The sequence below is a fragment of the Escherichia sp. E10V5 genome (assembly GCF_004212315.1).
GTDB lineage: Bacteria > Pseudomonadota > Gammaproteobacteria > Enterobacterales > Enterobacteriaceae > Escherichia.
Window position 1 is genome coordinate 89,887 of sequence record NZ_RHJM01000013.1, and the last position, 26,170, is coordinate 116,056.

27 protein-coding genes and 1 other RNA gene are annotated in these 26,170 nt (G+C 51.5%); 19 read left to right on the forward strand and 9 right to left on the reverse strand.

Annotated elements, in window-relative coordinates:
• Positions 1-87: 87 nt before the first annotated feature.
• A complete protein-coding gene (tdcA, locus tag D9738_RS10425) occupies positions 88-1,026 on the reverse strand; it encodes a transcriptional regulator TdcA (protein ID WP_130210820.1) in 939 nt (312 codons plus the stop codon).
• A 313-nt stretch (positions 1,027-1,339) separates the two neighbouring features.
• Between tdcA and tdcR the strand changes: the two genes are divergently transcribed.
• Together tdcR and D9738_RS10435 are read left to right on the forward strand one after the other, a co-directional pair.
• Entirely contained in the window at positions 1,340-1,576 is a 237-nt protein-coding gene (gene tdcR / locus D9738_RS10430; protein ID WP_240780566.1) for a transcriptional activator TdcR, read from the forward strand.
• A gap of 267 nt (positions 1,577-1,843) precedes the next feature.
• Positions 1,844-2,038, forward strand: coding sequence for a hypothetical protein (locus tag D9738_RS10435; RefSeq protein ID WP_130260154.1), 195 nt, complete (start codon positions 1,844-1,846; stop codon positions 2,036-2,038).
• A 3-nt stretch (positions 2,039-2,041) separates the two neighbouring features.
• On the opposite strand, the gene rnpB is transcribed toward D9738_RS10435, so the two are convergent.
• From rnpB to garP, 5 genes are all read right to left on the reverse strand, one after another.
• Positions 2,042-2,418, reverse strand: an RNA gene (gene rnpB, locus D9738_RS10440) — RNase P RNA component class A.
• A 32-nt stretch (positions 2,419-2,450) separates the two neighbouring features.
• A complete protein-coding gene (gene garK / locus D9738_RS10445) occupies positions 2,451-3,596 on the reverse strand; it encodes a glycerate 2-kinase (RefSeq protein WP_130204650.1) in 1,146 nt (381 codons plus the stop codon).
• A gap of 96 nt (positions 3,597-3,692) precedes the next feature.
• Entirely contained in the window at positions 3,693-4,583 is an 891-nt protein-coding gene (gene garR / locus D9738_RS10450; protein ID WP_130260155.1) for a 2-hydroxy-3-oxopropionate reductase, read from the reverse strand.
• Positions 4,584-4,612: 29 nt separating this feature from the next.
• Positions 4,613-5,383, reverse strand: a complete 771-nt coding sequence (gene garL, locus D9738_RS10455; protein ID WP_130204646.1) for a 2-dehydro-3-deoxyglucarate aldolase — start codon at positions 5,381-5,383, stop codon at positions 4,613-4,615.
• Positions 5,384-5,398: 15 nt separating this feature from the next.
• Complete coding sequence (gene garP, locus D9738_RS10460) at positions 5,399-6,733, reverse strand: galactarate/glucarate/glycerate transporter GarP (RefSeq protein ID WP_064529564.1); 1,335 nt, start codon at positions 6,731-6,733, stop codon at positions 5,399-5,401.
• 374 nt (positions 6,734-7,107) lie between these two features.
• Between garP and garD the strand changes: the two genes are divergently transcribed.
• Positions 7,108-8,679: a galactarate dehydratase gene (gene garD, locus D9738_RS10465; protein ID WP_130260156.1), complete on the forward strand. Its 1,572-nt coding sequence runs from the start codon at positions 7,108-7,110 to the stop codon at positions 8,677-8,679.
• 62 nt (positions 8,680-8,741) lie between these two features.
• On the opposite strand, the gene agaR is transcribed toward garD, so the two are convergent.
• On the reverse strand, positions 8,742-9,566 hold the full coding sequence (gene agaR / locus D9738_RS10470) for an aga operon transcriptional regulator AgaR (protein ID WP_130260157.1): 825 nt from the start codon (positions 9,564-9,566) through the stop codon (positions 8,742-8,744).
• 248 nt (positions 9,567-9,814) lie between these two features.
• Here agaR and kbaZ point away from each other — a divergent pair, with 248 nt between their 5' ends.
• The 12 genes from kbaZ to D9738_RS10530 all read left to right on the forward strand — a co-directional run bounded on the left by kbaZ (position 9,815) and on the right by D9738_RS10530 (position 20,416).
• Positions 9,815-11,095 (forward strand): tagatose-bisphosphate aldolase subunit KbaZ, encoded by a 1,281-nt coding sequence (kbaZ, locus tag D9738_RS10475; protein ID WP_130260158.1) that lies wholly within the window; start codon positions 9,815-9,817, stop codon positions 11,093-11,095.
• A gap of 22 nt (positions 11,096-11,117) precedes the next feature.
• Positions 11,118-11,591, forward strand: coding sequence for a PTS N-acetylgalactosamine transporter subunit IIB (agaV, locus tag D9738_RS10480; protein ID WP_001352914.1), 474 nt, complete (start codon positions 11,118-11,120; stop codon positions 11,589-11,591).
• Positions 11,592-11,601: 10 nt separating this feature from the next.
• Positions 11,602-12,381, forward strand: a complete 780-nt coding sequence (gene agaW / locus D9738_RS10485; RefSeq protein ID WP_130260159.1) for a PTS N-acetylgalactosamine transporter subunit IIC — start codon at positions 11,602-11,604, stop codon at positions 12,379-12,381.
• Positions 12,371-13,249, forward strand: a complete 879-nt coding sequence (agaE, locus tag D9738_RS10490; RefSeq protein WP_001295548.1) for a PTS N-acetylgalactosamine transporter subunit IID — start codon at positions 12,371-12,373, stop codon at positions 13,247-13,249. The genes agaW and agaE overlap by 11 nt, the downstream gene beginning before the upstream one ends.
• 17 nt (positions 13,250-13,266) lie before the next feature.
• Positions 13,267-13,701 carry a PTS galactosamine/N-acetylgalactosamine transporter subunit IIA gene (gene agaF, locus D9738_RS10495; protein ID WP_130260160.1) on the forward strand — a complete coding sequence of 145 codons (435 nt, stop codon included), beginning with the start codon at positions 13,267-13,269 and terminating at the stop codon, positions 13,699-13,701.
• Complete coding sequence (gene nagA, locus D9738_RS10500) at positions 13,698-14,831, forward strand: N-acetylglucosamine-6-phosphate deacetylase (protein ID WP_130260161.1); 1,134 nt, start codon at positions 13,698-13,700, stop codon at positions 14,829-14,831. Before agaF ends, nagA begins: the two co-directional genes overlap by 4 nt.
• A gap of 349 nt (positions 14,832-15,180) precedes the next feature.
• On the forward strand, positions 15,181-16,335 hold the full coding sequence (locus D9738_RS10505) for an AgaS family sugar isomerase (RefSeq protein ID WP_130260162.1): 1,155 nt from the start codon (positions 15,181-15,183) through the stop codon (positions 16,333-16,335).
• A gap of 12 nt (positions 16,336-16,347) precedes the next feature.
• A complete protein-coding gene (gene kbaY, locus D9738_RS10510; RefSeq protein ID WP_000022766.1) occupies positions 16,348-17,208 on the forward strand; it encodes a tagatose-bisphosphate aldolase subunit KbaY in 861 nt (286 codons plus the stop codon).
• A 166-nt stretch (positions 17,209-17,374) separates the two neighbouring features.
• Positions 17,375-17,851: a PTS galactosamine transporter subunit IIB gene (gene agaB / locus D9738_RS10515; RefSeq protein WP_130219231.1), complete on the forward strand. Its 477-nt coding sequence runs from the start codon at positions 17,375-17,377 to the stop codon at positions 17,849-17,851.
• A gap of 38 nt (positions 17,852-17,889) precedes the next feature.
• Positions 17,890-18,693 carry a PTS galactosamine transporter subunit IIC gene (agaC, locus tag D9738_RS10520; protein WP_130204632.1) on the forward strand — a complete coding sequence of 268 codons (804 nt, stop codon included), beginning with the start codon at positions 17,890-17,892 and terminating at the stop codon, positions 18,691-18,693.
• Positions 18,683-19,474, forward strand: coding sequence for a PTS galactosamine transporter subunit IID (agaD, locus tag D9738_RS10525; protein ID WP_130204630.1), 792 nt, complete (start codon positions 18,683-18,685; stop codon positions 19,472-19,474). Before agaC ends, agaD begins: the two co-directional genes overlap by 11 nt.
• Positions 19,475-19,648: 174 nt before the next feature.
• On the forward strand, positions 19,649-20,416 hold the full coding sequence (locus D9738_RS10530; protein ID WP_130204654.1) for a galactosamine-6-phosphate isomerase: 768 nt from the start codon (positions 19,649-19,651) through the stop codon (positions 20,414-20,416).
• A 54-nt stretch (positions 20,417-20,470) separates the two neighbouring features.
• Here the strand turns inward: D9738_RS10530 and rsmI are convergent, their stop codons facing one another.
• Positions 20,471-21,334 (reverse strand): 16S rRNA (cytidine(1402)-2'-O)-methyltransferase, encoded by an 864-nt coding sequence (gene rsmI, locus D9738_RS10535; protein WP_130260163.1) that lies wholly within the window; start codon positions 21,332-21,334, stop codon positions 20,471-20,473.
• 64 nt (positions 21,335-21,398) lie between these two features.
• Between rsmI and lpoA the strand changes: the two genes are divergently transcribed.
• Genes lpoA through dolP form a run of 4 tightly spaced genes read left to right on the forward strand, consistent with a single transcriptional unit; the run spans position 21,399 to position 24,983 of the window.
• On the forward strand, positions 21,399-23,435 hold the full coding sequence (lpoA, locus tag D9738_RS10540) for a penicillin-binding protein activator LpoA (protein ID WP_130260164.1): 2,037 nt from the start codon (positions 21,399-21,401) through the stop codon (positions 23,433-23,435).
• The gene (locus D9738_RS10545) at positions 23,393-23,788 is read left to right on the forward strand and encodes a YraN family protein (RefSeq protein WP_130204624.1); all 396 of its coding nucleotides are present in this window, start codon (positions 23,393-23,395) and stop codon (positions 23,786-23,788) included. The genes lpoA and D9738_RS10545 overlap by 43 nt, the downstream gene beginning before the upstream one ends.
• A gap of 19 nt (positions 23,789-23,807) precedes the next feature.
• A complete protein-coding gene (gene diaA / locus D9738_RS10550) occupies positions 23,808-24,398 on the forward strand; it encodes a DnaA initiator-associating protein DiaA (protein WP_001158034.1) in 591 nt (196 codons plus the stop codon).
• Between the two features lie 9 nt (positions 24,399-24,407).
• On the forward strand, positions 24,408-24,983 hold the full coding sequence (gene dolP / locus D9738_RS10555) for a division/outer membrane stress-associated lipid-binding lipoprotein (RefSeq protein ID WP_000646037.1): 576 nt from the start codon (positions 24,408-24,410) through the stop codon (positions 24,981-24,983).
• A gap of 102 nt (positions 24,984-25,085) precedes the next feature.
• Here the strand turns inward: dolP and D9738_RS10560 are convergent, their stop codons facing one another.
• The gene (locus D9738_RS10560; protein ID WP_130260165.1) at positions 25,086-26,126 is read right to left on the reverse strand and encodes a permease; all 1,041 of its coding nucleotides are present in this window, start codon (positions 26,124-26,126) and stop codon (positions 25,086-25,088) included.
• Between the last annotated feature and the right edge of the window lie 44 nt (positions 26,127-26,170).

Below are 26,170 nucleotides of genomic sequence, written 5' to 3' on the forward strand. Positions count from 1 at the left end.
TCTTAACCTGAATTAAATATGTAGGTAACCGTAACCGACACCCGAGAAAAGACAGGTGGATTATTTATGTTTGAGAAAAACAAATAACTAATCAGCTTCTATTAATTGTCTTCGTCTACACCCATTATAAGATGAATACTCTTTGGCTAGTTCAACCAAAACCGATGCTGCTTTTTTAATACGATAATTTTTTGACCATACCGCGGCATATCGCGCCACGGGCAACGTTTCTTCAACCGGAATAGTAATAAATTGATTAGAACCAAAAGGTGAAGTCATATCACAAGGAATAACGGTTAAGAAATCAGCATTGAGAACAAGATTATAAATTGTCACGACTGAGTCGGTTTTAACGATGTTTTCAATACTGATGCCATTTCTTTGTAACGTGGTGAGAAGTTCGCTGTAGTATCCCATATTAGTTTGCGGCAACACCCACTGTTCGTTTTTCAACGACTCCAGCGTGGTAGTGCCGGTGCATGTTCGGGACTTGCTGGCCACCAGCACAAACTCGGACTCGAACAGCGGCTCAACATGCAAATCCTGAAGCTTCATCTCTGCACTTAACGTACCAATCGCAAAATCGAGGCGTCCGTCGCGGATAGCAGGTAAGAACGAGGACAACTGTGCTTCATACATTGAGACTTGCGCTCTCGGGAACACCTCTTTGAATTTGTTGATCATCCCGGACATAAAGGTAAAGCCAATTAGCGAAGGAAAACCAAATGAGACTTCCACCACGGCTTCAGAGGACATACCGCTTATCTCATTAACCATATTTTTCATTTCGCGGGTAATGGATTCGGAACGTGAGAGCAACAATTGACCGGCTGGCGTCAGCGTTACACCGGTATTTTTCCGTACCACTAATTCCACGCCAAAATAATCTTCAATATCGTTAATGATTTTACTTACAGCAGGTTGAGTTAAACCTAATTCTTTTGCAGCCGAGCCAATAGAGCCACTTCTGATGACTTCCTGAAAGACTACCAGGTGCTGCGTTTTAGGAAGAAGAATAGTGCTCATATCGGCCTGCATTAATTACCTCATTGACGACATGAAGTGTATCAAAATGGAATGAATAGGATATGTGCGACCACTCACAAATTAACTTTCAATTGCTTTCCAGGCATCTACTTAAATTAATATAAATCTTTAATATCAATAAGTTAACATAATAAAATCCGCGTAAAGCCTGACTTTTATCAAAAAACAAAGGGGGGGATAACCATATTTTATGGCGATAACAACACGCTTTATCTGGCTTATTAAAAATGTCCTGCGACGATATTTCAAGCAAATATCGTGTATTTCTCAGGCGAATTTTAAGTTAAATTTAATGAGCAAGTTATCAAATTTTATTATAAACAAATCATATTTACAGGTAAATAATGCGCCGCGTCACATTTTTTCGCGGAATTTGTTGGTCACAAAACATTTATTTTATCAATATTTTAAAAAGTCGAATACAGATATTGATCATCTCGAACAATTGATTAACGTCAATTTTTACCATCATAGCAGGATGTCATTTTGTGAATGCAATCGTTTTCCATGGTTTCTGCTGTCATCATAATGCACGGATAGCATTTTGTGTTGATGATCACAAAACTAATAATTCATATTTGCAGGTAAGTAATCTCGGGAGACAAAAAGGGTGACGAAAAAAGAGTATTTATACTGAAAAAAAGAAACTGACCGATAAGCCGCTTTCTTTTGAGTATAGCGTCGTGGACAGTCATTCATCTTACCGCCGCGTAAAAGCAAAAACCCGCCAGTTTGCACTGGCGGGTTTTCGTTGAAGAGGTGAAACTGACCGATAAGCCGCTTTCTTTTGGGTATAGTGTCGTGGACAGTCATTCATCTTACTGCCGCGCAAAAGCAAAAACCCGCCAGTTTGCACTGGCGGGTTTTCGTTGAAGAGGTGAAACTGACCGATAAGCCGCTTTCTTTTGGGTATAGCGTCGTGGACAGTCATTCATCTTACTGCCGCGCAAAAGCAAAAACCCGCCAGTTTGCACTGGCGGGTTTTCGTTAAAATAGGTGAAACTGACCGATAAGCCGGGTTCTGTCGTGGACAGTCATTCATCTAGGCCAGCAATCGCTCACTGGCTCAAGCAGCCTACCCGGGTTCAGTACGGGCCGTACCTTATGAACCCCTATTTGGCCTTGCTCCGGGTGGAGTTTACCGTGCCACGGACTGTTACCAGCCGCGCGGTGCGCTCTTACCGCACCCTTTCACCCTTACCTGATCCCACTCGCGTGGGCCATCGGCGGTTTGCTCTCTGTTGCACTGGTCGTGGGTTTCCCCCCCAGGCGTTACCTGGCACCCTGCCCTATGGAGCCCGGACTTTCCTCCCCTCCGCCCGTCTCCCCCGAAGAGGACGACGACGAAGCGGCGACTGTCTGGTCAGCTTCGGCGCGCAGTATAGAGGGTTTACACGCCCTTGTCACCCCGCGTTGCGCATTCCAATCGCCAGTGTTGCAGCAATATTGCGCGAAGCTCGGTAAATATTGTCATAAGCCCCGCTGAAAGCTTCATCCAGCGTAACAATACTGTTTAACACGCTGAATACAGCATCGATACCATGCTGGTGCACAACGCCAACATCCTTCGTAAGACTACCCGCAATACCAATTACCGGTTTATTGTATTTCTTCGCCACATTAGCCACCCCAATCGGTACTTTGCCATGGATGCTCTGGCTATCAATGCGCCCTTCTCCGGTGATAACCAGCGTGCAATCATGAATATGTTCTTCCAGATTGAGCGCCGTAGTCACAATCTCAATGCCGCTCTTTAGCTCTGCGCCAAGAAAAGCCATCAACGCCGCGCCCATTCCGCCCGCCGCACCTGCACCGGGGACGTCTTTCACATCAACATGCAGCGATTTTTTGATGACATCAGCATAGTGAGAGAGATTCTTGTCCAGCTCGACAATCGTGGCTTCATTCGCCCCTTTTTGCGGGCCAAAGATCCGCGAAGCGCCACTGTCGCCCACCAGCGGATTGGTGACATCACAGGCGACGCGAATCGTACAATTCTTTAAACGTGGATCGAGGCCACTGATATCAATGGTATTCAGAGTATTAAGACTGCCGCCGCCAAAGCCGATTTCATTGCCATTGGCATCGCTTAACTTCGCTCCCAGCGCCTGCATCATCCCTGCACCGCCATCGTTGGTGGCGCTACCGCCAATACCGATAATGATGCTTGTTGCACCGCTCTCCAGCGCCTGCAGGATTAACTCCCCTGTGCCGCGTGAAGTGGTTACCAGCGGATCACGCTTTTCCGATGGCACCAGCGCCAGCCCACTGGCCGCAGCCATTTCGATAAACGCGGTTTTGCCGTCGCCGGAGATCCCCCAACTGGCATTCACTTTCTCGCCCAGCGGCCCTGTAACCCAGGCGTGACGTTCAGCCCCCTGGGTGGCAGCAATCATCGCTTCCACCGTTCCTTCGCCACCGTCGGCAACAGGAACAGAAACGTACTGTGCATCAGGAAAAATTTCCCGAAATCCTTTTTCTATCGCCTGCGCAACCTCGCTGGCTGATAAACTTTCTTTATAAGAGTCTGGGGCGATTACGATTTTCATACCTTTGCCTGTTACCACATGACGCCGGGGGGCGTTTCTCTTATTCGGCCTGGATTCCAGGCCCGGATAGCAATAAGCCATCCGGGCACGACGTCATTAGCGAGTAACTTCGACTTTCGCCAGTTTTTCGTAGTAGCACGCAAGGGCGCTATGGTCTGCTGTTCCCAGACCATCGGCACGCAGCGCTTGCATCATCTCCATAACCGCAGCCGTCAGCGGCAGTTGCGCGCCAACGCCGTGGGAGGTATCCAGCGCATTCGCCAGATCCTTAATATGCAGATCAATACGGAAACCTGGCTTGAAGTTACGGTCCATCACCATTGGCGCTTTCGCATCCAGCACGGTACTGCCCGCCAGTCCACCACGAATTGCCTGATAAACCAGATCCGGGTTAACGCCTGCTTTGGTTGCCAGCGTCAACGCTTCTGACATCGCGGCAATATTCAGCGCCACAATGACCTGGTTGGCCAGTTTGGTGACGTTGCCTGCACCGATTTCCCCGGTATGTACCACAGACCCCGCCATCGCTTTCATTAAGTCATAGTATTTGTCGAAAATAGCCTTATCGCCACCCACCATCACTGACAGAGTGCCATCAATCGCTTTCGGCTCACCACCGCTAACCGGAGCATCAAGCATATCAATGCCTTTCGCTTTCAGCGCTTCGCTGATTTCACGGCTTGCCAACGGTGCGATAGAACTCATGTCGATCAATACCGTGCCGGGTTTCGCGCCTTCAATAATGCCATTTTCACCCAGCGCCACTTCTTTCACATGAGGAGAGTTTGGCAGCATGGTAATGATGACGTCGCACTGTTCAGCGATCGCTTTAGCCGTAGAAGCTGTTTCTGCACCTGCAGCTATCACTTCTGCGATAACTTCAGGGTTACGGTCAGAAACCACCAGCGAGTAACCTGCTTTCAGAAGGTTTTTACTCATTGGTTTACCCATAATACCCAGGCCAATAAAACCAACTTTCATAGTCATATCAATCATCTCTCTTGTTGCAGTGGTGGTTATTTTTTAAAGGTATCAGCCAGTTTCTGGGTGGCAGAGCGGAACACGCCGAGATCGCTACCAACAGCCACAAACGTCGCGCCCCATTCCAGATAACGACGCGCATCGGCTTCGACCGGTGCGAGGATACCGCTGGGTTTGCCGTGCGCTCTGGCACGGTTAAAAATATGTTGAATCGCTTTTTGTACATCCGGGTGTGATGCATTGCCGAGATGGCCTAATGCCGCAGCCAGATCGCTGGGACCGACGAAGATGCCGTCTACACCTTCGGTAGCGGCGATGGCATCGACGTTATCTACGCCTTGCTGACTTTCAATCTGGACCAGAATGGTGATGTTCTTGTTCGACTGAGCGAAATAATCCGCCACGGTGCCAAACATATTGGCGCGGTGAGAAACGGAGACGCCGCGAATACCTTCTGGTGGATAACGAGTAGATGCCACTGCTTGTACCGCTTCCTCTTCTGTTTCGACAAATGGAATCAGGAAGTTATAGAAACCGATATCCAGAAGACGCTTAATAATTACCGGTTCGTTGGTCGGCACCCGCACCACTGGCGCGCTGGGGCTACCTTTCAGGGCCATCAGCTGGGGAATAAATGTGGAGATATCGTTTGGCGCATGTTCGCCATCCAGCACCAGCCAGTCAAAGCCAGCCAAACCAAGAACTTCAGTGCTAATCGGGTTAGAGAGAGCTGACCAGCAACCAATTTGTACCTGTTTCGCAGCCAGTGCGGCTTTGAATTTATTCGGGAAAATATCGTTATTCATCGCTTATACCTTTGCTTATTTCTGCAATTCCATACGTTTAATGTCGCCAACCACGAAGAGGTAGCAGACCATCGCCATCAGCGCCGAACATCCCACGAAGACCAGTGCCGCATTGAAGGAGTGCAGTTCACTTACCAGGTAACCAATCACCAGTGGAGTGACAATGGAGGCAACATTGCCAAAGACGTTAAATACGCCGCCACAGAGGCCAACAATCTCTTTCGGCGCGGTGTCAGAAATCACCGGCCAGCCCAGCGCACCAAATCCTTTGCCAAAGAAGGCCAGCGCCATCAGCATGACCACCAGCGTGGTGTTGTTGGTGTAGTTACATAAGATGATGGTGGAAGCCAGCAACATTCCCAGTACAATCGGTAGCTTACGAGCCAGGGTCAGTGACAAACCGCGTTTGATCAGATAATCCGAGAAGACACCACCGAGTACGCCGCCAGCAAAACCACACAGTGCCGGAATCGAGGCGACCAGGCCTACCTTCAGAATCGACATGCCTTTTTCCTGCACCAGATAAATCGGGAACCAGGTAAGGAAGAACCAGGTGATGGTGTTGATAAAATATTGTCCGAAAAATACACCCAGCATCATGCGGCTGGAGAGCAATTGCTTGATGTAATGCAGTTTGGGACCGCTTGCCACCGCACTGCCCGGCTTTTTGTGGTCCATATCAACCACCGCGCCATTTTCAGAGATAAACTTCAACTCTTCCGCGGACATGCGTGGGTGATCTGTCGGGTTATGAATCAACTTGATCCACAGCGCCGTCAGCACAAAACCAATCACTCCCATAACGGTAAAGACGTGCTCCCAGCCCCAGGCAAAAGTCAGCCAGCCAAGCAGCGGTGAGAAGAGCGCCAGCGAGAAATATTGCGCCGAGTTAAAGATGGCGGAGGCAGTACCACGTTCTTTCGTCGGGAACCAGGCCGCGACAATACGGGCGTTCGCCGGGAATGACGGCGCTTCCGAAAACCCCAGCATAAAGCGCATAAAGAACATGGAGATCCCAGCCCAGGCCAGCGGAAACATATCGACAAAGCCTTGCAGGAAGGTGAACAGCGACCAGAAAAAGAGGCTGTAAGTGTAAACTTTCTTCGAGCCAAACTTATCAAGCAGCCAGCCGCCGGGGATTTGCATCAGCAAGTAGGCCCAGCCAAAAGCGGAGAAGATGTAACCCATCGAAACCGCACTTAACTGCAACTCTTTTGCTACTTCGGTACCAGCAATAGACAGCGTTGCACGATCGGCGTAGTTAACGGCGGTAACAATAAAAATAATCAGTAATATTAAATAGCGGGTATGCACGCCTTTCTTTTTTTCGTCAACGGTGTCCAGAATCATTTTATTTACCTCGGGTACTTATGCTGATTTTTATTATTATGGGGAAGATGTTATTTATGAGTTTCATTTATGCCGTAATGACAATGAACTCGGGAATCAGTATAAGCAGCGCGAGAATAATAATCATTGTGCAAATGCTAATTTAATTAATACGATTTAAATATTATTTTGAGCATATGCACATAAGGTTGCGCGCTAAAGCACAGATTTACGCATTGCCTTGCCGGGCGGTACTGCAATCCCTGAAATGATTGACATTGATCACATTTCTGCGTTTAAACTCCTGACATTCTTATTTCACCCAATGAAGTCATTTATTTTTAAATGAGACCAGGTCCTCATTTTAATAGTCCCTGGCTGGAGAATATTGCACAATGGCCAACATCGAAATCAGACAAGAAACGCCAACTGCGTTTTATATAAAAGTTCACGACACAGATAATGTGGCAATTATTGTTAATGATAATGGCCTGAAAGCAGGAACGCGTTTTCCGGACGGACTGGAATTAATTGAACATATTCCTCAGGGGCATAAAGTCGCATTGCTGGACATTCCAGCTAATGGAGAAATTATTCGTTATGGCGAAGTGATTGGTTACGCCGTGCGCGCAATCCCACGCGGAAGCTGGATCGACGAATCAATGGTAGTACTACCGGAAGCGCCGCCGTTACACACGCTGCCACTGGCAACCAAAGTCCCGGAACCCTTACCGCCGCTGGAAGGTTATACCTTTGAAGGCTATCGCAATGCTGATGGTAGCGTGGGAACCAAAAACCTGCTCGGCATTACCACCAGCGTCCACTGTGTGGCAGGCGTGGTGGATTACGTAGTAAAAATCATTGAGCGCGATCTGCTGCCAAAATACCCGAACGTCGATGGCGTAGTGGGACTGAATCACCTGTACGGTTGTGGCGTGGCGATTAATGCTCCGGCGGCTGTAGTGCCAATACGTACCATTCACAATATTTCGCTCAATCCAAATTTTGGCGGCGAGGTGATGGTGATTGGCCTGGGCTGTGAAAAATTACAGCCTGAACGTTTACTGATTGGAACGGATGATGTGCAAGCTATTCCAGTAGAAAACGCCAGCATTGTCAGTTTGCAGGATGAAAAGCATGTCGGCTTTCAATCAATGGTCGAGGATATTTTGCAGGTCGCCGAACGCCATCTACAAAAACTGAATCAACGTCAGCGAGAAACCTGTCCTGCTTCGGAACTGGTTGTCGGCATGCAATGCGGCGGCAGCGATGCATTTTCTGGCGTAACGGCAAACCCGGCGGTTGGATATGCGTCTGATTTACTGGTGCGCTGCGGTGCAACGGTGATGTTTTCAGAAGTAACGGAAGTGCGTGACGCGATTCATCTACTGACACCGCGCGCCATTAACGAAGAGGTCGGCAAACGGCTGCTGGAAGAGATGGAGTGGTACGATAACTATCTCAATATGGGAAAAACCGACCGCAGCGCCAACCCTTCGCCGGGCAACAAGAAAGGCGGTCTGGCAAACGTGGTAGAGAAGGCACTCGGCTCCATTGCGAAATCGGGTAAAAGCGCAATTGTTGAAGTGCTGTCGCCCGGTCAACGCCCGACTAAACGCGGATTAATTTACGCCGCGACGCCAGCCAGCGATTTTGTTTGTGGCACGCAACAGGTGGCTTCGGGTATTACCGTGCAAGTGTTTACGACCGGCCGTGGTACACCATACGGCCTGATGGCGGTACCCGTCATTAAAATGGCGACCCGCACCGAGCTGGCAAACCGTTGGTTTGACTTAATGGATATCAACGCAGGCACCATCGCCACCGGCGAAGAAACCATTGAAGAGGTGGGCTGGAAGCTGTTCCACTTTATTCTCGACGTCGCCAGCGGGAAGAAGAAAACCTTCTCGGATCAATGGGGACTGCATAACCAGCTGGCGGTGTTTAACCCGGCACCGGTGACCTGATATACTCATCATACTTCAAGTTGTATTATGCCCGATATCGCTTGTTTATCGGGCATAGTGAGTCACAGCGAAGACGCGTACTCCCCGACCAGAATCACTTCAACCCCTGCCTTTCGCAGCCCTTCCAGGCTATCTGCAGGAATGCCTTTATCGACAATGATCATGTCGATCCGCTGGGTATCGATGATCTTATGTAGGCTGGAGCGGTTGAACTTACTGGAATCGGTGACTACGATGATCCGTTCCGCAACTTCGCACATCCGACGGTTTAAACGAGCTTCATCTTCATTATGCGTGCTGACGCCACGCTCCAGATCAATAGCATCTACGCCAAGAAACAGCATATCGAAGTGGTAATTTTGCAGCGATTGTTCAGCCTGATCGCCGTAAAAAGATTGCGACTGACGGCGCAAATGCCCGCCGGTCATCAGCAGCTCAACGCCTTCCGCTTCCAGCAAAGCATTAGCCACGTTCATACCGTTGGTCATCGCAATTACGTCAGTGTGCTTGCGCATCAGACGAGCAATCTCAAAAGTGGTGGTCCCGGAATCGAGGATCACCCGATGACCTGGCTGAATCAACTCAACGGCAGCTTTCGCAACGCTGCGTTTCATCGCCGTGTTGAGCGCACTTTTATCTTCCACTGATGGCTCGACTGACGGCGTCGTGCTATCGCAGATCAACGCGCCCCCATAGGCCCGCACAGCGATCCCCTGCTTTTCCAGAAACGCCAGATCGTTACGGATCGTCACAGTAGATACACCATACAATGCCGATAGATCATTAACTTGCACACTTCCTTGCTGGCGCAGGCGTTGAATGATCTGCTCTCGTCGCTCACTGGTGCCAGTCACTCGCTTCTCGCCTGAAGCGTCGGTATTACTCATAGTAAGTCCTTTCGTAAAACTTTCGTTTCATTTCGTTTTGCCTATTAACGCCTTTCTATTAAGCAATTGCAAGCCCACCTTGCCCATTGACGCAAGCTACGCTTGTTTCAGTGGCTTTCATTATGTTTCTTTTGTGAATCAGATCAGAAAACTATTATCTTTCGTTTTATTTTTATCTCACCATGCCGCAGTATCAATTGAAACAAAACGAAAGATTAAAGTTGCAGTAATCTGAACTGGAGAGGAAAGTGAAACATCTGACAGAAATGGTGAGACAGCATAAAGAGGGCAAAACAAATGGGATTTATGCCGTTTGTTCCGCACATCCGCTGGTGCTGGAAGCTGCAATCCGCTACGCCTGTGCAAACCAAACGCCGCTACTGATTGAAGCGACGTCCAATCAGGTGGACCAGTTCGGCGGTTATACCGGAATGACGCCAGCCGATTTTCGCGGCTTTGTTTGCCAGCTTGCTGACTCGCTGAATTTCCCACAGGACGCGTTGATTCTGGGTGGCGACCATCTGGGGCCAAACCGCTGGCAAAACCTGCCTGCCGCTCAGGCGATGGCCAATGCCGATGATTTGATTAAAAGCTACGTCGCGGCAGGATTCAAAAAAATTCACCTTGATTGCAGCATGTCCTGTCAGGACGATCCGGTTCCCTTAACCGATGGCATCGTTGCCGAACGCGCCGCTCGTCTGGCGAAAGTGGCGGAAGAAACCTGCCGTGAACATTTTGGCGAGGCCGATCTGGTGTATGTCATTGGCACCGAAGTTCCGGTGCCTGGCGGCGCACATGAAACCTTAAGCGAACTGGCGGTCACCACGCCGGATGCCGCCCGCGCCACGCTGGAAGCCCATCGTCACGCTTTTGAAAAGCAAGGTCTGAATGCCATCTGGCCGCGCATCATCGCGCTGGTAGTTCAGCCTGGCGTCGAATTCGATCACACCAACGTTATTGATTATCAGCCCGCCAAAGCGGCTGCCTTAAGCCAGATGATCGAAAACTACGAAACGCTGATTTTCGAAGCTCACTCTACGGATTATCAAACGCCGCAATCGTTACGTCAGTTGGTTATTGACCATTTTGCCATTCTGAAAGTTGGCCCGGCGCTGACCTTCGCCCTGCGTGAAGCTCTGTTCTCTCTGGCGGCGCTTGAAGAAGAACTGGTGCCAGCGAAAGCCTGTTCCGGTCTACGTCAGGTACTGGAAAACGTGATGCTCGACCGCCCGGAATACTGGCAAAGCCACTACCACGGTGACGGCAACGCGCGTCGTCTGGCGCGTGGTTATAGCTACTCGGATCGCGTGCGCTACTACTGGCCGGACAGCCAGATTGATGACGCTTTCGCCCATCTGGTTCGTAATCTGGCGGATTCACCGATTCCGCTGCCGCTGATCAGCCAGTATCTGCCGCTGCAGTACGTGAAAGTTCGCTCCGGCGAGCTGCAGCCAACGCCACGGGAACTCATTATCAACCATATTCAGGACATCCTGGCGCAGTACCACACAGCCTGTGAAGGCCAATAAGCAAAACAAAGAGGAACACGCTATGCCAAATATTGTTTTAAGCCGGATTGATGAACGCTTGATTCACGGTCAGGTCGGCGTTCAGTGGGTCGGATTTGCGGGGGCAAATCTGGTGCTGGTAGCCAACGATGAGGTTGCCGAAGATCCGGTACAACAAAACCTGATGGAAATGGTACTGGCAGAAGGGATCGCCGTACGTTTCTGGACGCTGCAAAAAGTTATCGACAACATTCATCGCGCCGCCGATCGACAGAAAATCCTGCTGGTTTGTAAAACACCTGCCGATTTCCTGACGCTGGTGAAAGGTGGCGTCCCGGTTAGCCGCATTAACGTTGGCAATATGCACTACGCCAATGGCAAGCAGCAAATCGCCAAAACGGTTTCTGTGGATGCGGGCGATATCGCAGCATTTAACGACCTGAAAGCCGCTGGGGTGGAATGCTTCGTTCAGGGCGTCCCGACAGAGCCTGCTGTGGACCTCTTTAAATTACTTTGAGGGATTCATCATGGAAATCAGTCTGTTGCAGGCATTTGCGTTGGGCATTATCGCCTTTATCGCTGGTCTGGATATGTTTAACGGCCTAACCCATATGCACCGCCCGGTGGTCCTCGGCCCGTTGGTCGGGCTGGTACTTGGCGATCTGCATACCGGTATTTTAACCGGCGGTACGCTGGAACTGGTGTGGATGGGGCTGGCCCCTCTGGCGGGCGCACAGCCGCCTAACGTGATTATCGGTACTATCGTCGGCACGGCGTTTGCCATTACTACTGGCGTGAAACCCGATGTCGCGGTCGGTGTCGCCGTACCTTTCGCGGTTGCGGTACAGATGGGGATTACCTTCCTGTTCTCGGTGATGTCTGGCGTAATGTCCCGCTGCGACCGAATGGCGGAGAACGCCGATACACGCGGCATTGAGCGTGTGAACTATCTGGCGCTGCTGGCGCTCGGCATCTTCTATTTTCTCTGCGCTTTCCTGCCTATCTACTTCGGCGCGGAACATGCAAAAACCATCATTGATGTCCTGCCGCAACGATTAATCGACGGCCTCGGCGTCGCGGGCGGCATCATGCCAGCAATCGGTTTTGCCGTGCTGCTGAAAATCATGATGAAAAACGTCTACATCCCCTACTTCATCCTGGGCTTTGTTGCCGCTGCCTGGCTCAAGTTACCGGTGCTGGCTATTGCTGCCGCTGCGCTGGCGATGGAGCTGATCGACCTGCTGCGTAAATCTCCTGAACCGACTCAACCTGCGGCACAGAAAGAGGAATTTGAAGATGGCATCTAATCAAACTACCCTGCCGAACGTCAGCGAAAATGAAGAAACATTGCTGACTGGCGTCAATGAAAACGTGTATGAAGACCAGAGCATTGGCGCGGAGCTGACGAAAAAAGATATCAACCGCGTCGCCTGGCGTTCCATGCTGTTACAGGCTTCTTTTAACTACGAACGTATGCAGGCTTCCGGTTGGCTGTACGGTCTGCTGCCAGCACTGAAAAAGATCCACACCAATAAACGCGACCTGGCGCGCGCGATGAAAGGCCATATGGGTTTCTTCAATACCCATCCGTTTCTGGTGACGTTTGTTATCGGCATTATCCTTGCGATGGAGCGTTCTAAGCAGGACGTTAACAGTATTCAGAGCACCAAAATTGCCGTCGGTGCGCCACTTGGCGGGATTGGTGATGCGATGTTCTGGCTGACGCTACTGCCAATTTGTGGCGGGATTGGTGCCAGTCTGGCGTTGCAAGGTTCCATCCTCGGCGCTGTGGTATTTATTGTGCTGTTCAACGTGGTACATCTGGGACTGCGTTTTGGTCTGGCGCATTATGCTTACCGTATGGGCGTGGCGGCGATTCCGCTGATTAAAGCGAATACCAAAAAAGTAGGTCATGCTGCGTCAATCGTTGGGATGACGGTAATCGGCGCGCTGGTGGCAACCTATGTTCGCTTAAGCACCACGCTGGAAATCACGGCGGGCGACGCAGTGGTTAAGTTACAGGCTGATGTTATCGACAAACTGATGCCTGCCTTCTTACCGCTGGTCTACACCCTGACCATGTTCTGGCTGGTACGCCGCGGCTGGAGTCCGCTGCGCCTGATTGCAGTTACCGTGGTTCTCGGCATCGTCGGTAAATTCTGCCATTTCCTTTAAATACAATGAGGTATTAGATGTTAAGTATTATTTTGACAGGGCATGGCGGGTTTGCCAGCGGCATGGAAAAAGCAATGAAGCAAATCCTCGGTGAGCAATCGCAGTTTATCGCCATCGATTTTCCCGAAACCTCAAGCACCGCGCTGCTTACATCGCAGCTTGAAGAAGCCATCGCCCAACTGGATTGTGAAGACGGCATTGTTTTCCTGACGGATTTGCTGGGCGGCACGCCGTTTCGCGTGGCTTCAACGCTGGCGATGCAAAAACCGGGCTGTGAAGTGATCACCGGCACCAATTTACAACTGCTACTGGAGATGGTGCTGGAGCGCGAAGGGTTAAGTAGTGAAGAGTTCCGTGTGCAGGCGCTGGAGTGCGGACACCGTGGGCTGACCAGTCTGGTGGACGAACTTAGTCGCTGCCATGAAGAATGTCCGGTCGAGGAAGGAATATGACACAAGTTCTGCGCGCCAGAAGGCTGCTGACTGAAGAGGGCTGGCTTGATGATCATCAGCTGCGTATTGCTGACGGTGTGATCGCGGCAATCGAACCGATTCCACCAGGCGTGACTGAACGCAATGCGGAACTGCTCTGCCCCGCTTACATCGACACCCATGTGCACGGCGGCGCGGGCGTTGATGTGATGGATGACGCACCGGATGCGCTCGACAAGCTGGCAATGCACAAAGCGCGCGAAGGTGTCGGCAGTTGGTTGCCGACTACCGTAACCGCGCCGCTTAATGCCATTCATGCGACGCTGGCGCGTATTGCTCAACGTTGCCAACGCGGCGGACCTGGTGCGCAAGTGCTGGGAAGTTATCTCGAAGGACCGTACTTCACGCCGCAGAATAAAGGCGCACATCCGCCGGAGCTGTTCCGCGAGCTGGAAATTACCGAGCTGGATCAATTGATTACCGTTTCTCAGCACACTTTGCGCGTGGTGGCACTGGCACCGGAAAAAGAAGGGGCATTGCAGGCCATCCGCCATCTTAAACAGCAAAACGTACGGGTGATGCTGGGACATAGCGCAGCAACCTGGCAACAAACCTGCGCTGCGTTTGATGCTGGCGCAGACGGCCTGGTACATTGCTATAACGGGATGACGGGTTTACATCACCGCGAACCGGGAATGGTTGGCGCGGGATTAACAGACAAGCGCGCCTGGCTGGAACTGATAGCCGATGGGCATCATGTACATCCGGCGGCGATGTCGCTGTGTTGTTGCTGTGCGAAAGAGAGAATCGTGCTGATCGCCGACGCGATGCAGGCAGCCGGGATGCCGGATGGTCGCTATACGTTATGTGGTGAAGAAGTGCAGATGCACGGTGGCGTTGTCCGTACCGCGTCCGGTGGGCTGGCGGGCAGTACGCTGTCTGTCGATGCGGCAGTGCGCAATATGGTCGAGTTGACGGGCGTAACGCCTGCGGAAGCCATCCATATGGCGTCGCTGCATCCGGCGCGAATGCTGGGTGTTGATGGTGTTCTGGGATCGCTTAAACCGGGCAAACGCGCCAGCGTCGTTGCGCTGGATAGCGGGCTGCATGTGCAACAAATTTGGGTTCAGGGTCAATTAGCTTCGTTTTAATTGTTTGCTCCGTTATTGGGCCTTCACTTCCCCCGTAAGGCCTTTCTTTTTCTTTCTTTTTAGGCTGCGTAGCGGTGTCGGATGCGACGCTAACGCGTCTTATCCGACCTACGGCAGTGATTGCCAGGCCGAATAAGGCGTTAACGCCGCATGCGGAAATCCCTTTTGCTTCCCTTATCTTTTCTTTCAACGATCACAGATTTCGTTTTATTTCCTTTTTCTTCATTGAACTTTCAGTTTCTTTTCTATAGATTTTAATCAACGAAAGAAATCACAAAGTGAAATGAAACGAAAGGCAAGCGAAAGCTACCACGCCGGAAGTCAAGTTCATCAGACTAAGGATTGAGTTATGCCAGAAAATTACACCCCTGCTGCCGCGACTACCGGTACATGGACCGAAGAAGAGATCCGTCATCAGCCTCGCGCATGGATCCGTTCCCTCACCAACATCGACGCGTTACGTTCCGCGCTCAGTAACTTCCTTGAACCGTTACTGCGCAAAGAGAATCTGCGGATCATCCTGACCGGAGCCGGAACCTCGGCATTTATCGGTGACATCATCGCGCCGTGGCTCGCCAGCCATACCGGTAAAAACTTCAGCGCCGTACCAACCACCGATCTGGTCACTAATCCGATGGACTACCTGAACCCAGCTCATCCGCTGCTGTTGATCTCCTTCGGGCGTTCCGGCAACAGCCCGGAAAGCGTTGCCGCCGTGGAACTGGCGAATCAGTTTGTACCCGAGTGCTATCACCTGCCGATCACCTGCAACGAAGCGGGCGATCTTTACCAAAACGCGATCAACAGCGACAACGCGTTTGCCCTGCTGATGCCCGCAGAAACACACGATCGCGGCTTTGCGATGACCAGCAGCATTACCACCATGATGGCCAGCTGCCTCGCGGTTTTCGCACCTGAGACGATCAACAGCCAGAGCTTCCGCGATGTGGCGGATCGTTGCCAGGCGATCCTGACCTCACTGGGCGATTTCAGCGAAGGTGTGTTTGGTTACGCACCGTGGAAACGGATCGTTTATCTCGGTAGCGGTGGCTTACAGGGCGCAGCACGCGAGTCGGCGCTGAAAGTGCTGGAACTAACGGCGGGTAAACTGGCGGCCTTTTATGATTCCCCGACCGGATTCCGTCATGGCCCGAAATCGCTGGTTGATAACGAAACGTTGGTGGTGGTATTTATCTCCAGCCACCCTTACACCCGTCAGTATGATCTTGATCTGCTGGCAGAACTCCGCCATGACAACCAGGCAATGCGCGTAATCGCCATCGCCGCGGAAAGTAACGACGTTATCGCCGCTGGCCCGCATATCATCCTGCCGCCATCCCGTCACTTTATCGACGTTGAACAGGCATTTTGCTTCCTGATGTACGCCCAGACGTTTGCACTCATGCAGTCGTTGCACATGGGCAATACGCCGGATACCCCATCCGCCAGTGGCACCGTAAACCGCGTGGTGCAAGGCGTAATCATTCATCCGTGGCAGGCATAAGAGGATCGCATTATGAGCATTATCTCCACCAAATATCTGTTACAGGACGCCCAGGCCAATGGCTACGCGGTGCCAGCCTTTAACATTCATAACGCCGAGACGATCCAGGCGATCCTCGAAGTATGTAGCGAAATGCGATCGCCAGTGATCCTCGCCGGGACGCCGGGGACCTTTAAACATATTGCGCTAGAAGAGATCTACGCTCTGTGTAGCGCCTATTCCACAACCTACAACATGCCGCTGGCGCTGCATCTCGACCACCACGAATCACTCGATGATATTCGCCGAAAAGTCCACGCAGGCGTACGCAGTGCGATGATCGACGGCAGTCACTTCCCATTTGCCGAGAACGTGAAGCTGGTGAAATCGGTTGTCGACTTCTGCCACTCGCAGGATTGCAGCGTGGAAGCAGAACTGGGCCGTCTGGGCGGTGTGGAAGATGACATGAGCGTCGACGCCGAAAGTGCATTCCTGACCGATCCACAAGAAGCTAAACGCTTTGTCGAACTGACTGGCGTCGACAGCCTGGCGGTAGCGATTGGTACGGCGCACGGCTTATACAGCAAAACGCCGAAGATTGATTTCCAGCGGCTGGCGGAAATTCGTGAAGTGGTGGATGTTCCTCTGGTGCTGCATGGTGCCAGCGATGTCCCGGATGAATTTGTCCGCCGCACTATTGAGCTTGGTGTAACAAAAGTGAACGTTGCCACGGAATTGAAAATTGCCTTCGCAGGTGCGGTAAAAGCCTGGTTTGCGGAAAATCCGCAGGGTAATGATCCTCGTTATTATATGCGCGTCGGTATGGATGCGATGAAAGAAGTCGTCAGAAATAAAATTAATGTCTGTGGTTCAGCGAATCGAATTTCCGCGTAATCATTAATTTTATACGATTTTTCAGAATGCACTGCCCGATTAATATCGGGTAGTGCCTTAACGGCAAAGGAGATAACTAAACCTTAATAAATACATCAGTACAATATCGCAACAATAATATATTTAAAAAGATTATATTATTCAACTTTATGGTGAGGATTACACAATGAGCAGTCCAAATATTCTCTTAACCCGTATTGATAACCGTCTGGTTCATGGCCAGGTTGGCGTGACCTGGACATCCACTATCGGTGCGAATCTGCTGGTGGTCGTGGATGATGTCGTCGCTAACGATGATATTCAACAGAAATTGATGGGGATTACCGCAGAAACCTACGGCTTTGGCATTCGTTTCTTTACTATCGAAAAAACCATTAATGTTATCGGAAAAGCTGCGCCGCATCAGAAGATCTTCCTGATTTGCCGTACGCCACAAACGGTACGTAAATTGGTCGAAGGTGGCATTGATCTGAAAGATGTCAACGTCGGTAATATGCATTTCTCGGAAGGGAAAAAGCAAATCAGCAGTAAAGTGTATGTCGATTCTCAAGATCTCACGGACTTACATTTTATTAAACAACGCGGCGTAAATGTTTTTATCCAGGACGTCCCCGGCGATCAAAAAGAACAAATTCCTGACTAAATTTAAAATCGCCTTAATATTGGTTTGAGGTAATAAAAATGCATGAAATAACCCTAATTCAGGGGCTATCCCTGGCGGCGTTAGTTTTCGTTCTGGGGATTGATTTTTGGCTGGAAGCCTTATTTTTATTCCGCCCGATAATCGTTTGTACCCTCACTGGCGCTATTCTCGGTGATATTCAGACTGGCTTAATTACCGGTGGTCTGACAGAGCTGGCTTTCGCCGGATTAACCCCTGCTGGTGGTGTTCAGCCGCCCAACCCGATTATGGCGGGGCTGATGACCACTGTCATTGCATGGTCTACGGGCGTTGATGCCAAAACGGCAATTGGTCTTGGCCTGCCGTTTAGTTTGTTAATGCAGTACGTCATTCTGTTCTTCTATTCGGCATTCTCATTATTTATGACCAAAGCCGATAAATGCGCGAAAGAGGCGGATACAGCAGCGTTTTCCCGACTTAACTGGACAACGATGCTGATTGTCGCTTTAGCGTATGCGGTGATTGCTTTCCTCTGTACTTACCTGGCGCAGGGCGCGATGCAGGCGCTGGTGAAGGCGATGCCCGCCTGGCTGACCCACGGCTTTGAAGTGGCTGGCGGCATTCTACCTGCCGTTGGTTTTGGTCTGCTGCTGCGCGTGATGTTCAAAGCGCAATATATCCCTTACCTGATCGCTGGTTTCCTGTTTGTTTGCTACATCCAGGTCAGCAACCTGTTGCCGGTTGCCGTGCTGGGCGCAGGCTTTGCGGTGTATGAGTTTTTCAATGCGAAATCCCGGCAGCAAGCGCAACCGCAGCCCGTTGCCAGTAAAAATGAAGAAGAGGACTACAGCAATGGGATCTGAAATCAGTAAAAAAGATATCACCCGTCTGGGCTTTCGTTCGTCACTCCTGCAAGCGAGCTTTAACTACGAAAGGATGCAGGCGGGCGGTTTTACCTGGGCGATGTTGCCGATCCTGAAAAAGATTTATAAGGACGACAAACCGGGCTTAAGCGCGGCGATGAAAGATAACCTCGAATTTATTAATACCCATCCGAATCTGGTCGGATTCCTGATGGGATTGTTAATTTCGATGGAAGAGAAAGGGGAAAACCGCGACACCATTAAAGGTCTGAAAGTGGCGCTGTTTGGCCCAATCGCCGGGATTGGCGATGCGATTTTCTGGTTCACTTTGTTGCCGATTATGGCGGGAATTTGCTCATCATTTGCCAGCCAGGGAAACCTGCTGGGGCCGATTCTGTTCTTCGCCGTGTACCTGATTATCTTTTTCCTCCGCGTCGGCTGGACCCACGTTGGTTATTCGGTCGGCGTAAAGGCTATCGATAAAGTTAGAGAAAACTCGCAGATGATCGCCCGTTCGGCAACCATCCTCGGGATCACGGTAATTGGCGGGCTGATCGCTTCATATGTGCATATTAACGTGGTGACGTCGTTTGCTATCGACAGTACCCACAGCGTCGCTCTGCAACAGGATTTCTTCGATAAAGTCTTCCCGAATATTTTGCCGATGGCTTATACCCTGCTGATGTATTACTTCCTACGGGTGAAAAAAGCGCATCCGGTGCTGTTAATCGGCGTGACTTTTGTGCTTTCCATCGTTTGTTCCGCCTTCGGCATTTTATAAATAAAACGAGGCACTGCGTCTGGCGCTGCCTCAGATTGTTAACAAAGATCGCTTTGTTCATGCCGGATGCGGCGTTACCGCCTTATCCGGCCTACAAAATCATGCAAATTCAATATATTGCAGAAACGATGTAGGCCTGATAAGCGTAGCGCATCAGGCAATTTTGCGTTTGCCATCGGTTTGAGCATCGCACCTGACGGAGCCTCTTTACTTAAGGAATTTCATCCTGTGCAAATCCTTCAGCAAGTTGAAAACTATACGGCGTTAAGTGAACGCGCCAGCGAATATTTATTGGGTGTGATTCGTAGTAAACCGAACGCCGTGATCTGCCTGGCGACCGGAGCCACGCCATTACTGACGTATTATTATCTGGTGGAAAAAATCCACCAGCAGCATGTTGATGTCAGCCAGCTGACCTTCGTCAAGCTCGACGAATGGGTGGATCTGCCATTAACCCTGCCCGGCACCTGCGAAACCTTCCTTCAGCAACATATCGTACAGCCGCTGGGGCTACGTGAAGACCAGTTCATCAGCTTTCGCTCTGAAGATATTAACGAGACGGAGTGTGAGCGGGTAACGAACCTGATTGCGCTCAAAGGTGGTATCGATTTGTGCGTACTTGGACTGGGGAAAAACGGTCATCTGGGGCTGAACGAGCCGGGAGAAAGCCTGCAACCGGCCTGCCATATCAGCCAACTTGATGCCAGAACGCAGCAACATGAAATGTTAATAACCGCGGGTCGCCCCGTAACCCGGGGGATCACCTTAGGACTGAAGGATATTCTCAATGCCCGCGAAGTTTTGCTACTGGTGACTGGCGAAGGAAAGCAGGATGCAACAGCGCGTTTTCTCACGGCTAAAGTCTCCACCGCTATCCCGGCTTCGTTTTTATGGCTGCATAACCATTTCACATGCGTGATTGATGAGATGTGTCGTCGTTAACTCGCCTGGTACAGGCGTTGTAGCTCTATTCCTGCTGCGACGCCTGTAATCAAATCACTCCCCTTGCTGCTCCAGCGCGTACTTATACAGCGCGTTTTTCTTCACGCCGTGAATTTCTGCTGCCAGCGCCGCCGCTTTTTTCAGCGGAAGCTCGGCCTGTAACAGCGCCAGCGTGCGCAGTGCATCGGCGGGTAAGTCGTCTTCCTGCGCCTTACGGCCTTCGACAATCAGCACCATTTCGCCTTTGCGGCGGTTTTCATCTTCCTTTACCCACGCCAGCAGCTCGCCAACGGGCGCGCCGTGAATGGTTTCCCAGGTTTTGGTGAGCTCACGAGCCAGCACCACGTAGCGCGATTCGCCCAATACCGCAACGATATCTTCCAGGCTATCTAACAGACGGTGGGTCGATTCATAAAAAATCAGCGTACGTGGTTCCGCTTCAATGGCTTTCAACGCATCGCGACGACCTTTTGATTTGGCAGGCAGGAAGCCTTCATAACAAAAACGATCGGATGGTAAACCCGCAGCGCTTAACGCAGTGATGGCAGCACATGGCCCCGGTAGTGGCACTATGCGAATCCCCGCTTCACGGCAGGTACGCACCAGATGGTAGCCAGGATCGTTAATTAGCGGCGTTCCAGCATCGGAAACCAGCGCAATGTTTTGCCCTTCCTGTAGCTTCGCCAGCAGCGTTTCGGCTTTTTGTTGTTCATTATGGTCATGAAGCGCGAACAACCGGGCGTTTATCCCAAAATGTTGCAGCAGTAAACCGGTATGACGGGTATCCTCGGCAGCAATCAGATCAACGGCCTGCAATACCTCAAGCGCACGCTGGGTAATGTCCGCCAGATTACCGATTGGCGTAGGTACAATATAGAGCTGGCCTTGAGAATTATCCGCCGATTGGTGTTGTTTCATTGTGTCGTCCGTATTGCCGATTTAATATTGAGCATTGCGTAAAAAAAATATCACTGGATACATTATGGTACCCTCAACATTTTCTCGTTTGAAAGCCGCGCGTTGTCTGCCTGTTGTTCTGGCAGCCCTAATTTTCGCCGGTTGTGGCACCCATACCCCCGATCAGTCCACTGCCTACATGCAGGGGACGGCGCAGGCCGATTCTGCCTTTTATCTACAGCAGATGCAGCAAAGCTCTGATGATACCAGGATCAACTGGCAATTACTCGCCATTCGTGCACTGGTGAAAGAAGGCAAAACCGGGCAAGCGGTGGAGTTGTTTAACCAACTACCGCAAGAACTAAACGATACCCAGCGTCGCGAGAAAACGCTGCTGGCGGTAGAAATCAAGCTGGCGCAAAAAGATTTTACTGGCGCACAGACCTTGTTGGCAAAAATCACACCAACCGATTTAGAACAAAATCAGCAGGCGCGCTACTGGCAGGCGAAAATCGATGCCAGCCAGGGACGTCCTTCCATTGAATTACTGCGTGCGTTAGTCGCCCAAGAACCTCTGCTCGGCGCGAAGGAAAAGCAACAGAATATTGACGCTACCTGGCAAGCGCTATCGTCCATGCCCCAACAGCAGGCGAATACGCTGGTGATTAACGCCGACGAAAATATCCTGCAAGGCTGGCTGGATCTGCAACGCGTCTGGTTTGATAACCGTAACGATCCCAACATGATGAAAGCCGGGATCGCCGACTGGCAAAAACGTTATCCGAACAACCCGGGCGCGAAAATGCTGCCAACACAGTTGGTAAACGTAAAAGCTTTCAAACCAGCGTCAACCAATAAAATCGCCCTGCTGCTGCCGTTGAATGGTCAGGCTGCGGTATTTGGTCGCACAATTCAACAAGGCTTTGAAGCGGCGAAAAACATTGGCACTCAGCCAGTGACCGCCCAGGTAGCTACCGCGCCTGCCGCTGACGTGGCAGAACAACCCCAGCCACAAACCGTGGATGGCGTTGCCAGCCCGGCACAAGCCTCGGTTAGCGATCTAACGGGTGAAGAAACCGCAGCGCAGCCGGTGCCTGTAAGCGCCCCTGCGGCAAGTACTGCGGCGGTAAGCACGCCAGCGAATCCAGCCGCAGAACTGAAAATCTACGATACCTCTTCACAACCGCTTAGCCAGATCTTAAGCCAGGTTCAGCAAGACGGCGCGAGCATTGTGGTCGGTCCGCTGCTGAAAAATAATGTTGAGGAGTTGCTGAAGAGCAACACTCCACTGAACGTTCTGGCGCTGAATCAGCCGGAAAATATCGAAAACCGCGCTAATATCTGTTACTTCGCGCTATCGCCGGAAGATGAAGCACGCGATGCGGCACGTCATATTCGTGACCAGGGGAAACAGGCGCCGCTGGTGCTGATCCCGCGCAGTTCGCTTGGCGACCGCGTAGCAAACGCCTTCGCGCAAGAGTGGCAGAAATTGGGTGGCGGTACCGTTCTGCAACAAAAATTTGGTTCCATCAGCGAATTACGCGCGGGCGTGAATGGCGGCTCCGGCATCGCTTTAACGGGTAGCCCGATTACCCCCAGAGCGACAACTGATTCCGGCATGACCACAAACAATCCGACGCTGCAAACCACACCAACCGATGACCAGTTCACTAATAACGGTGGTCGTGTCGACGCGGTCTATATTGTGGCAACGCCGGGCGAAATCGCTTTCGTCAAACCGATGATCGCCATGCGTAACGGCAGCCATAGCGGCGCAACGCTGTACGCCAGTTCCCGCAGCGCACAAGGCTCCGCTGGCCCTGATTTCCGACTTGAGATGGAAGGATTACAGTACAGCGAGATCCCGATGCTGGCAGGCGGTAATCTGCCGTTAATGCAGCAGGCGCTCAGCGCGGTGAATAACGATTATTCGCTGGCTCGCATGTATGCAATGGGTGTTGATGCATGGTCGCTGGCAAATCATTTCTCACAAATGCGCCAGGTTCAGGGTTTTGAAATCAACGGTAATACCGGAGGTCTGACGGCTAACCCGGATTGCGTGATTAACAGGAAGTTATCATGGCTACAGTACCAACAAGGTCAGGTAGTCCCCGCCAGTTAACCACTAAACAGACCGGCGATGCGTGGGAAGTACAAGCGCGTCGCTGGCTGGAAGGCAAAGGACTGCGGTTTATCGCCGCTAACGTGAACGAGCGTGGCGGCGAGATCGATCTGATAATGCGTGAAGGCCAGACCACCGTTTTTGTCGAAGTGCGCTACCGCCGCTCTGCCCTATACGGCGGCGCGGTAGCCAGTGTGACCCGCAGCAAACAACACAAATTATTACAGACTGCCCGCTTGTGGCTCGCGCGTCATAATGGGAGTTTTGATACTGTGGATTGCCGGTTCGATGTGGTAGCCTTCACCGGGAATGAGGTTGAGTGGATTAAGGATGCCTTTAATGACCACTCATAATTAAGGTTTAAGGATTAGCGTGCAAGAAAGAATTAAAGCTTGCTTCACTGAAAGCATTCAAACTCAAATTGCGGCGGCAGAGGCGCTTCCGGATGCCATCTCCCGTGCAGCCATGACGCTGGTTCAGTCTCTGCTCAATGGCAACAAAATCCTCTGTTGTGGTAATGGAACCTCCGCTGCCAACGCACAGCATTTTGCTGCCAGCATGATCAACCGTTTCGAAACGGAGCGGCCCAGCCTACCTGCCATTGCACTAAATACTGATAATGTTGTCTTAACGGCGATTGCCAACGATCGCTTACATGATGAAGTGTATGCAAAACAAGTACGGGCGCTGGGGCATGCGGGAGATGTATTGTTAGCCATTTCTACTCGCGGTAACAGCCGCGATATCGTAAAAGCTGTTGAAGCCGCCGTTACACGTGATATGACCATTGTGGCATTAACCGGCTATGACGGCGGTGAACTTGCAGGTTTGTTAGGGCCACAGGATGTGGAGATCCGCATTCCTTCGCATCGTAGTGCTCGCATTCAGGAAATGCATATGCTGACGGTAAATTGCCTGTGCGATCTGATCGATAACACGCTTTTCCCTCACCAGGATGATTAAGGAGAATACATGAAGGCATTATCGCCAATCGCGGTCCTTATTTCCGCGCTGCTGTTGCAAGGTTGTGTTGCCGCTGCCGTAGTGGGTACCGCTGCTGTGGGTACCAAAGCCGCAACTGACCCACGCAGTGTCGGTACCCAGGTGGACGATGGTACTCTGGAAGTGCGCGTGAACAGCGCATTGTCGAAAGACGAGCAGATTAAGAAAGAAGCGCGCATTAATGTAACGGCCTATCAGGGCAAAGTGCTGCTGGTTGGGCAGTCACCAAACTCTGAACTTTCGGCTCGCGCCAAACAGATTGCTATGGGCGTAGATGGCGCGAATGAAGTGTATAACGAGATTCGTCAGGGCCAGCCGATTGGTCTGGGCGAAGCATCTAACGATACGTGGATTACCACCAAAGTGCGTTCGCAGCTCTTAACCAGCGATCTGGTGAAATCGTCCAACGTGAAAGTGACCACCGAAAATGGTGAAGTGTTCCTGATGGGGCTGGTGACTGAACGTGAAGCGAAAGCAGCGGCAGATATTGCCAGCCGGGTGAGCGGCGTGAAGCGTGTAACCACAGCGTTTACGTTTATTAAATAGCAGCCCCTTGTAATGCCTGATGCGACGCTTGCCGCGTCTTATCAGGCCTACAACGATACAAAACGTAGTCCGGATAAGGCGCTCGCGCCGCATCCGGCATATTTACAACAACAGCGCCAGCCCGCCGACAATCACACCAGACACTGCCACCATCGCCCCCGTCAGCCATAAGGCTTTTGCCGGGAACGCTTTACGCAGCATAATCAGCGACGGCAAACTCACTGCCGGGAGCGTCATCAACAATGCCAGCGCCGGAGCAGTTCCCATACCTGCCAGCATCATCGTTTGCACAATTGGAATTTCTGCCGCCGTCGGAATGACAAACAAGCATCCTGCTACCGCCATCGCCACCACCCACATCAGGCTGTTATCGACCGCACCATCGGCATGGGGGAATAACCAGACACGAGCGGTCCCCAACACCAGTACGGCAAGGATATAAACCGGGATCGTGCTCCAGAAAAGCGTCCATAGCGCCCTGCCCCAGCGGCTAAAAAATCCGCCCTGCACTTCCGGCATGTCAATTTCGACCGGTGCCTGCGTTTGCGGTGTCTCACGCACCCATTTTTGCACCAGCGTCGCAATCAGCAACACCATCACCAGCCCCGCCACCAGACGAATCGCGGCAAAGCCCCAGCCGAGGACAAATCCCATAAACACCAGCGTCGCCGGGTTTAACAACGGATTCCCCATCCAGAATGCCAGCGCACCGCCCATCGACACTTGTTGGCGACGCATCCCCGCCGCGACCGGAGCCGCACAGCAGGTACACATCATACCCGGCAGCGAAAACAGCGTTCCCAGCAGCGTGCCGCGAAAGCGCGATTGCCCAAGCGTGCGCAGCAGCCAGTCACGCGGGATCAGCACCTGAATCAACGAGCCGAGAAGCACACCCAGCACCGCCGCTTTCCATACCGCGAGGAAATAGATCATCGCGTAATCCAACGCCGCTTGCCACGGATTAGCATCCGCCTGCGCAAGGATAGATTTACCGATACTGTGGGTTTCAGCGGCAGTAAACGCTTTGCCGTAGTAAGGTTGCCATTTCACATACCAGAGACCGGCAATGACAACGAGAAAGAAAAGCGCGGGTTTCCACCACTGAATGGGCGTTGCCGCCTGAGATGAAGACTGACCAGTCATAGCATTCCCCAGGAATAAGTTATGATAATTGAGCGCGTGAATAT

What these genes read in the sequence shown, in the direction of transcription:
- tdcA (WP_130210820.1), bottom strand. Translation starts at nt 1,026, where the DNA reads ATGAGCACTATTCTTCTTCCTAAAACGCAGCACCTGGTAGTCTTTCAG.
- agaB (WP_130219231.1), top strand. Translation starts at nt 17,375, where the DNA reads ATGAGCAGTCCAAATATTCTCTTAACCCGTATTGATAACCGTCTGGTT.
- lpoA (WP_130260164.1), top strand. Translation starts at nt 21,399, where the DNA reads ATGGTACCCTCAACATTTTCTCGTTTGAAAGCCGCGCGTTGTCTGCCT.
- D9738_RS10560 (WP_130260165.1), bottom strand. Translation starts at nt 26,126, where the DNA reads ATGACTGGTCAGTCTTCATCTCAGGCGGCAACGCCCATTCAGTGGTGG.
- agaW (WP_130260159.1), top strand. Translation starts at nt 11,602, where the DNA reads ATGGAAATCAGTCTGTTGCAGGCATTTGCGTTGGGCATTATCGCCTTT.
- garD (WP_130260156.1), top strand. Translation starts at nt 7,108, where the DNA reads ATGGCCAACATCGAAATCAGACAAGAAACGCCAACTGCGTTTTATATA.
- nagA (WP_130260161.1), top strand. Translation starts at nt 13,698, where the DNA reads ATGACACAAGTTCTGCGCGCCAGAAGGCTGCTGACTGAAGAGGGCTGG.
- D9738_RS10505 (WP_130260162.1), top strand. Translation starts at nt 15,181, where the DNA reads ATGCCAGAAAATTACACCCCTGCTGCCGCGACTACCGGTACATGGACC.
- tdcR (WP_240780566.1), top strand. Translation starts at nt 1,340, where the DNA reads ATGAGCAAGTTATCAAATTTTATTATAAACAAATCATATTTACAGGTA.
- kbaY (WP_000022766.1), top strand. Translation starts at nt 16,348, where the DNA reads ATGAGCATTATCTCCACCAAATATCTGTTACAGGACGCCCAGGCCAAT.
- garR (WP_130260155.1), bottom strand. Translation starts at nt 4,583, where the DNA reads ATGACTATGAAAGTTGGTTTTATTGGCCTGGGTATTATGGGTAAACCA.
- agaC (WP_130204632.1), top strand. Translation starts at nt 17,890, where the DNA reads ATGCATGAAATAACCCTAATTCAGGGGCTATCCCTGGCGGCGTTAGTT.
- D9738_RS10545 (WP_130204624.1), top strand. Translation starts at nt 23,393, where the DNA reads ATGGCTACAGTACCAACAAGGTCAGGTAGTCCCCGCCAGTTAACCACT.
- rsmI (WP_130260163.1), bottom strand. Translation starts at nt 21,334, where the DNA reads ATGAAACAACACCAATCGGCGGATAATTCTCAAGGCCAGCTCTATATT.
- agaE (WP_001295548.1), top strand. Translation starts at nt 12,371, where the DNA reads ATGGCATCTAATCAAACTACCCTGCCGAACGTCAGCGAAAATGAAGAA.
- garK (WP_130204650.1), bottom strand. Translation starts at nt 3,596, where the DNA reads ATGAAAATCGTAATCGCCCCAGACTCTTATAAAGAAAGTTTATCAGCC.
- agaV (WP_001352914.1), top strand. Translation starts at nt 11,118, where the DNA reads ATGCCAAATATTGTTTTAAGCCGGATTGATGAACGCTTGATTCACGGT.
- garL (WP_130204646.1), bottom strand. Translation starts at nt 5,383, where the DNA reads ATGAATAACGATATTTTCCCGAATAAATTCAAAGCCGCACTGGCTGCG.
- garP (WP_064529564.1), bottom strand. Translation starts at nt 6,733, where the DNA reads ATGATTCTGGACACCGTTGACGAAAAAAAGAAAGGCGTGCATACCCGC.
- agaD (WP_130204630.1), top strand. Translation starts at nt 18,683, where the DNA reads ATGGGATCTGAAATCAGTAAAAAAGATATCACCCGTCTGGGCTTTCGT.
- agaF (WP_130260160.1), top strand. Translation starts at nt 13,267, where the DNA reads ATGTTAAGTATTATTTTGACAGGGCATGGCGGGTTTGCCAGCGGCATG.
- agaR (WP_130260157.1), bottom strand. Translation starts at nt 9,566, where the DNA reads ATGAGTAATACCGACGCTTCAGGCGAGAAGCGAGTGACTGGCACCAGT.
- dolP (WP_000646037.1), top strand. Translation starts at nt 24,408, where the DNA reads ATGAAGGCATTATCGCCAATCGCGGTCCTTATTTCCGCGCTGCTGTTG.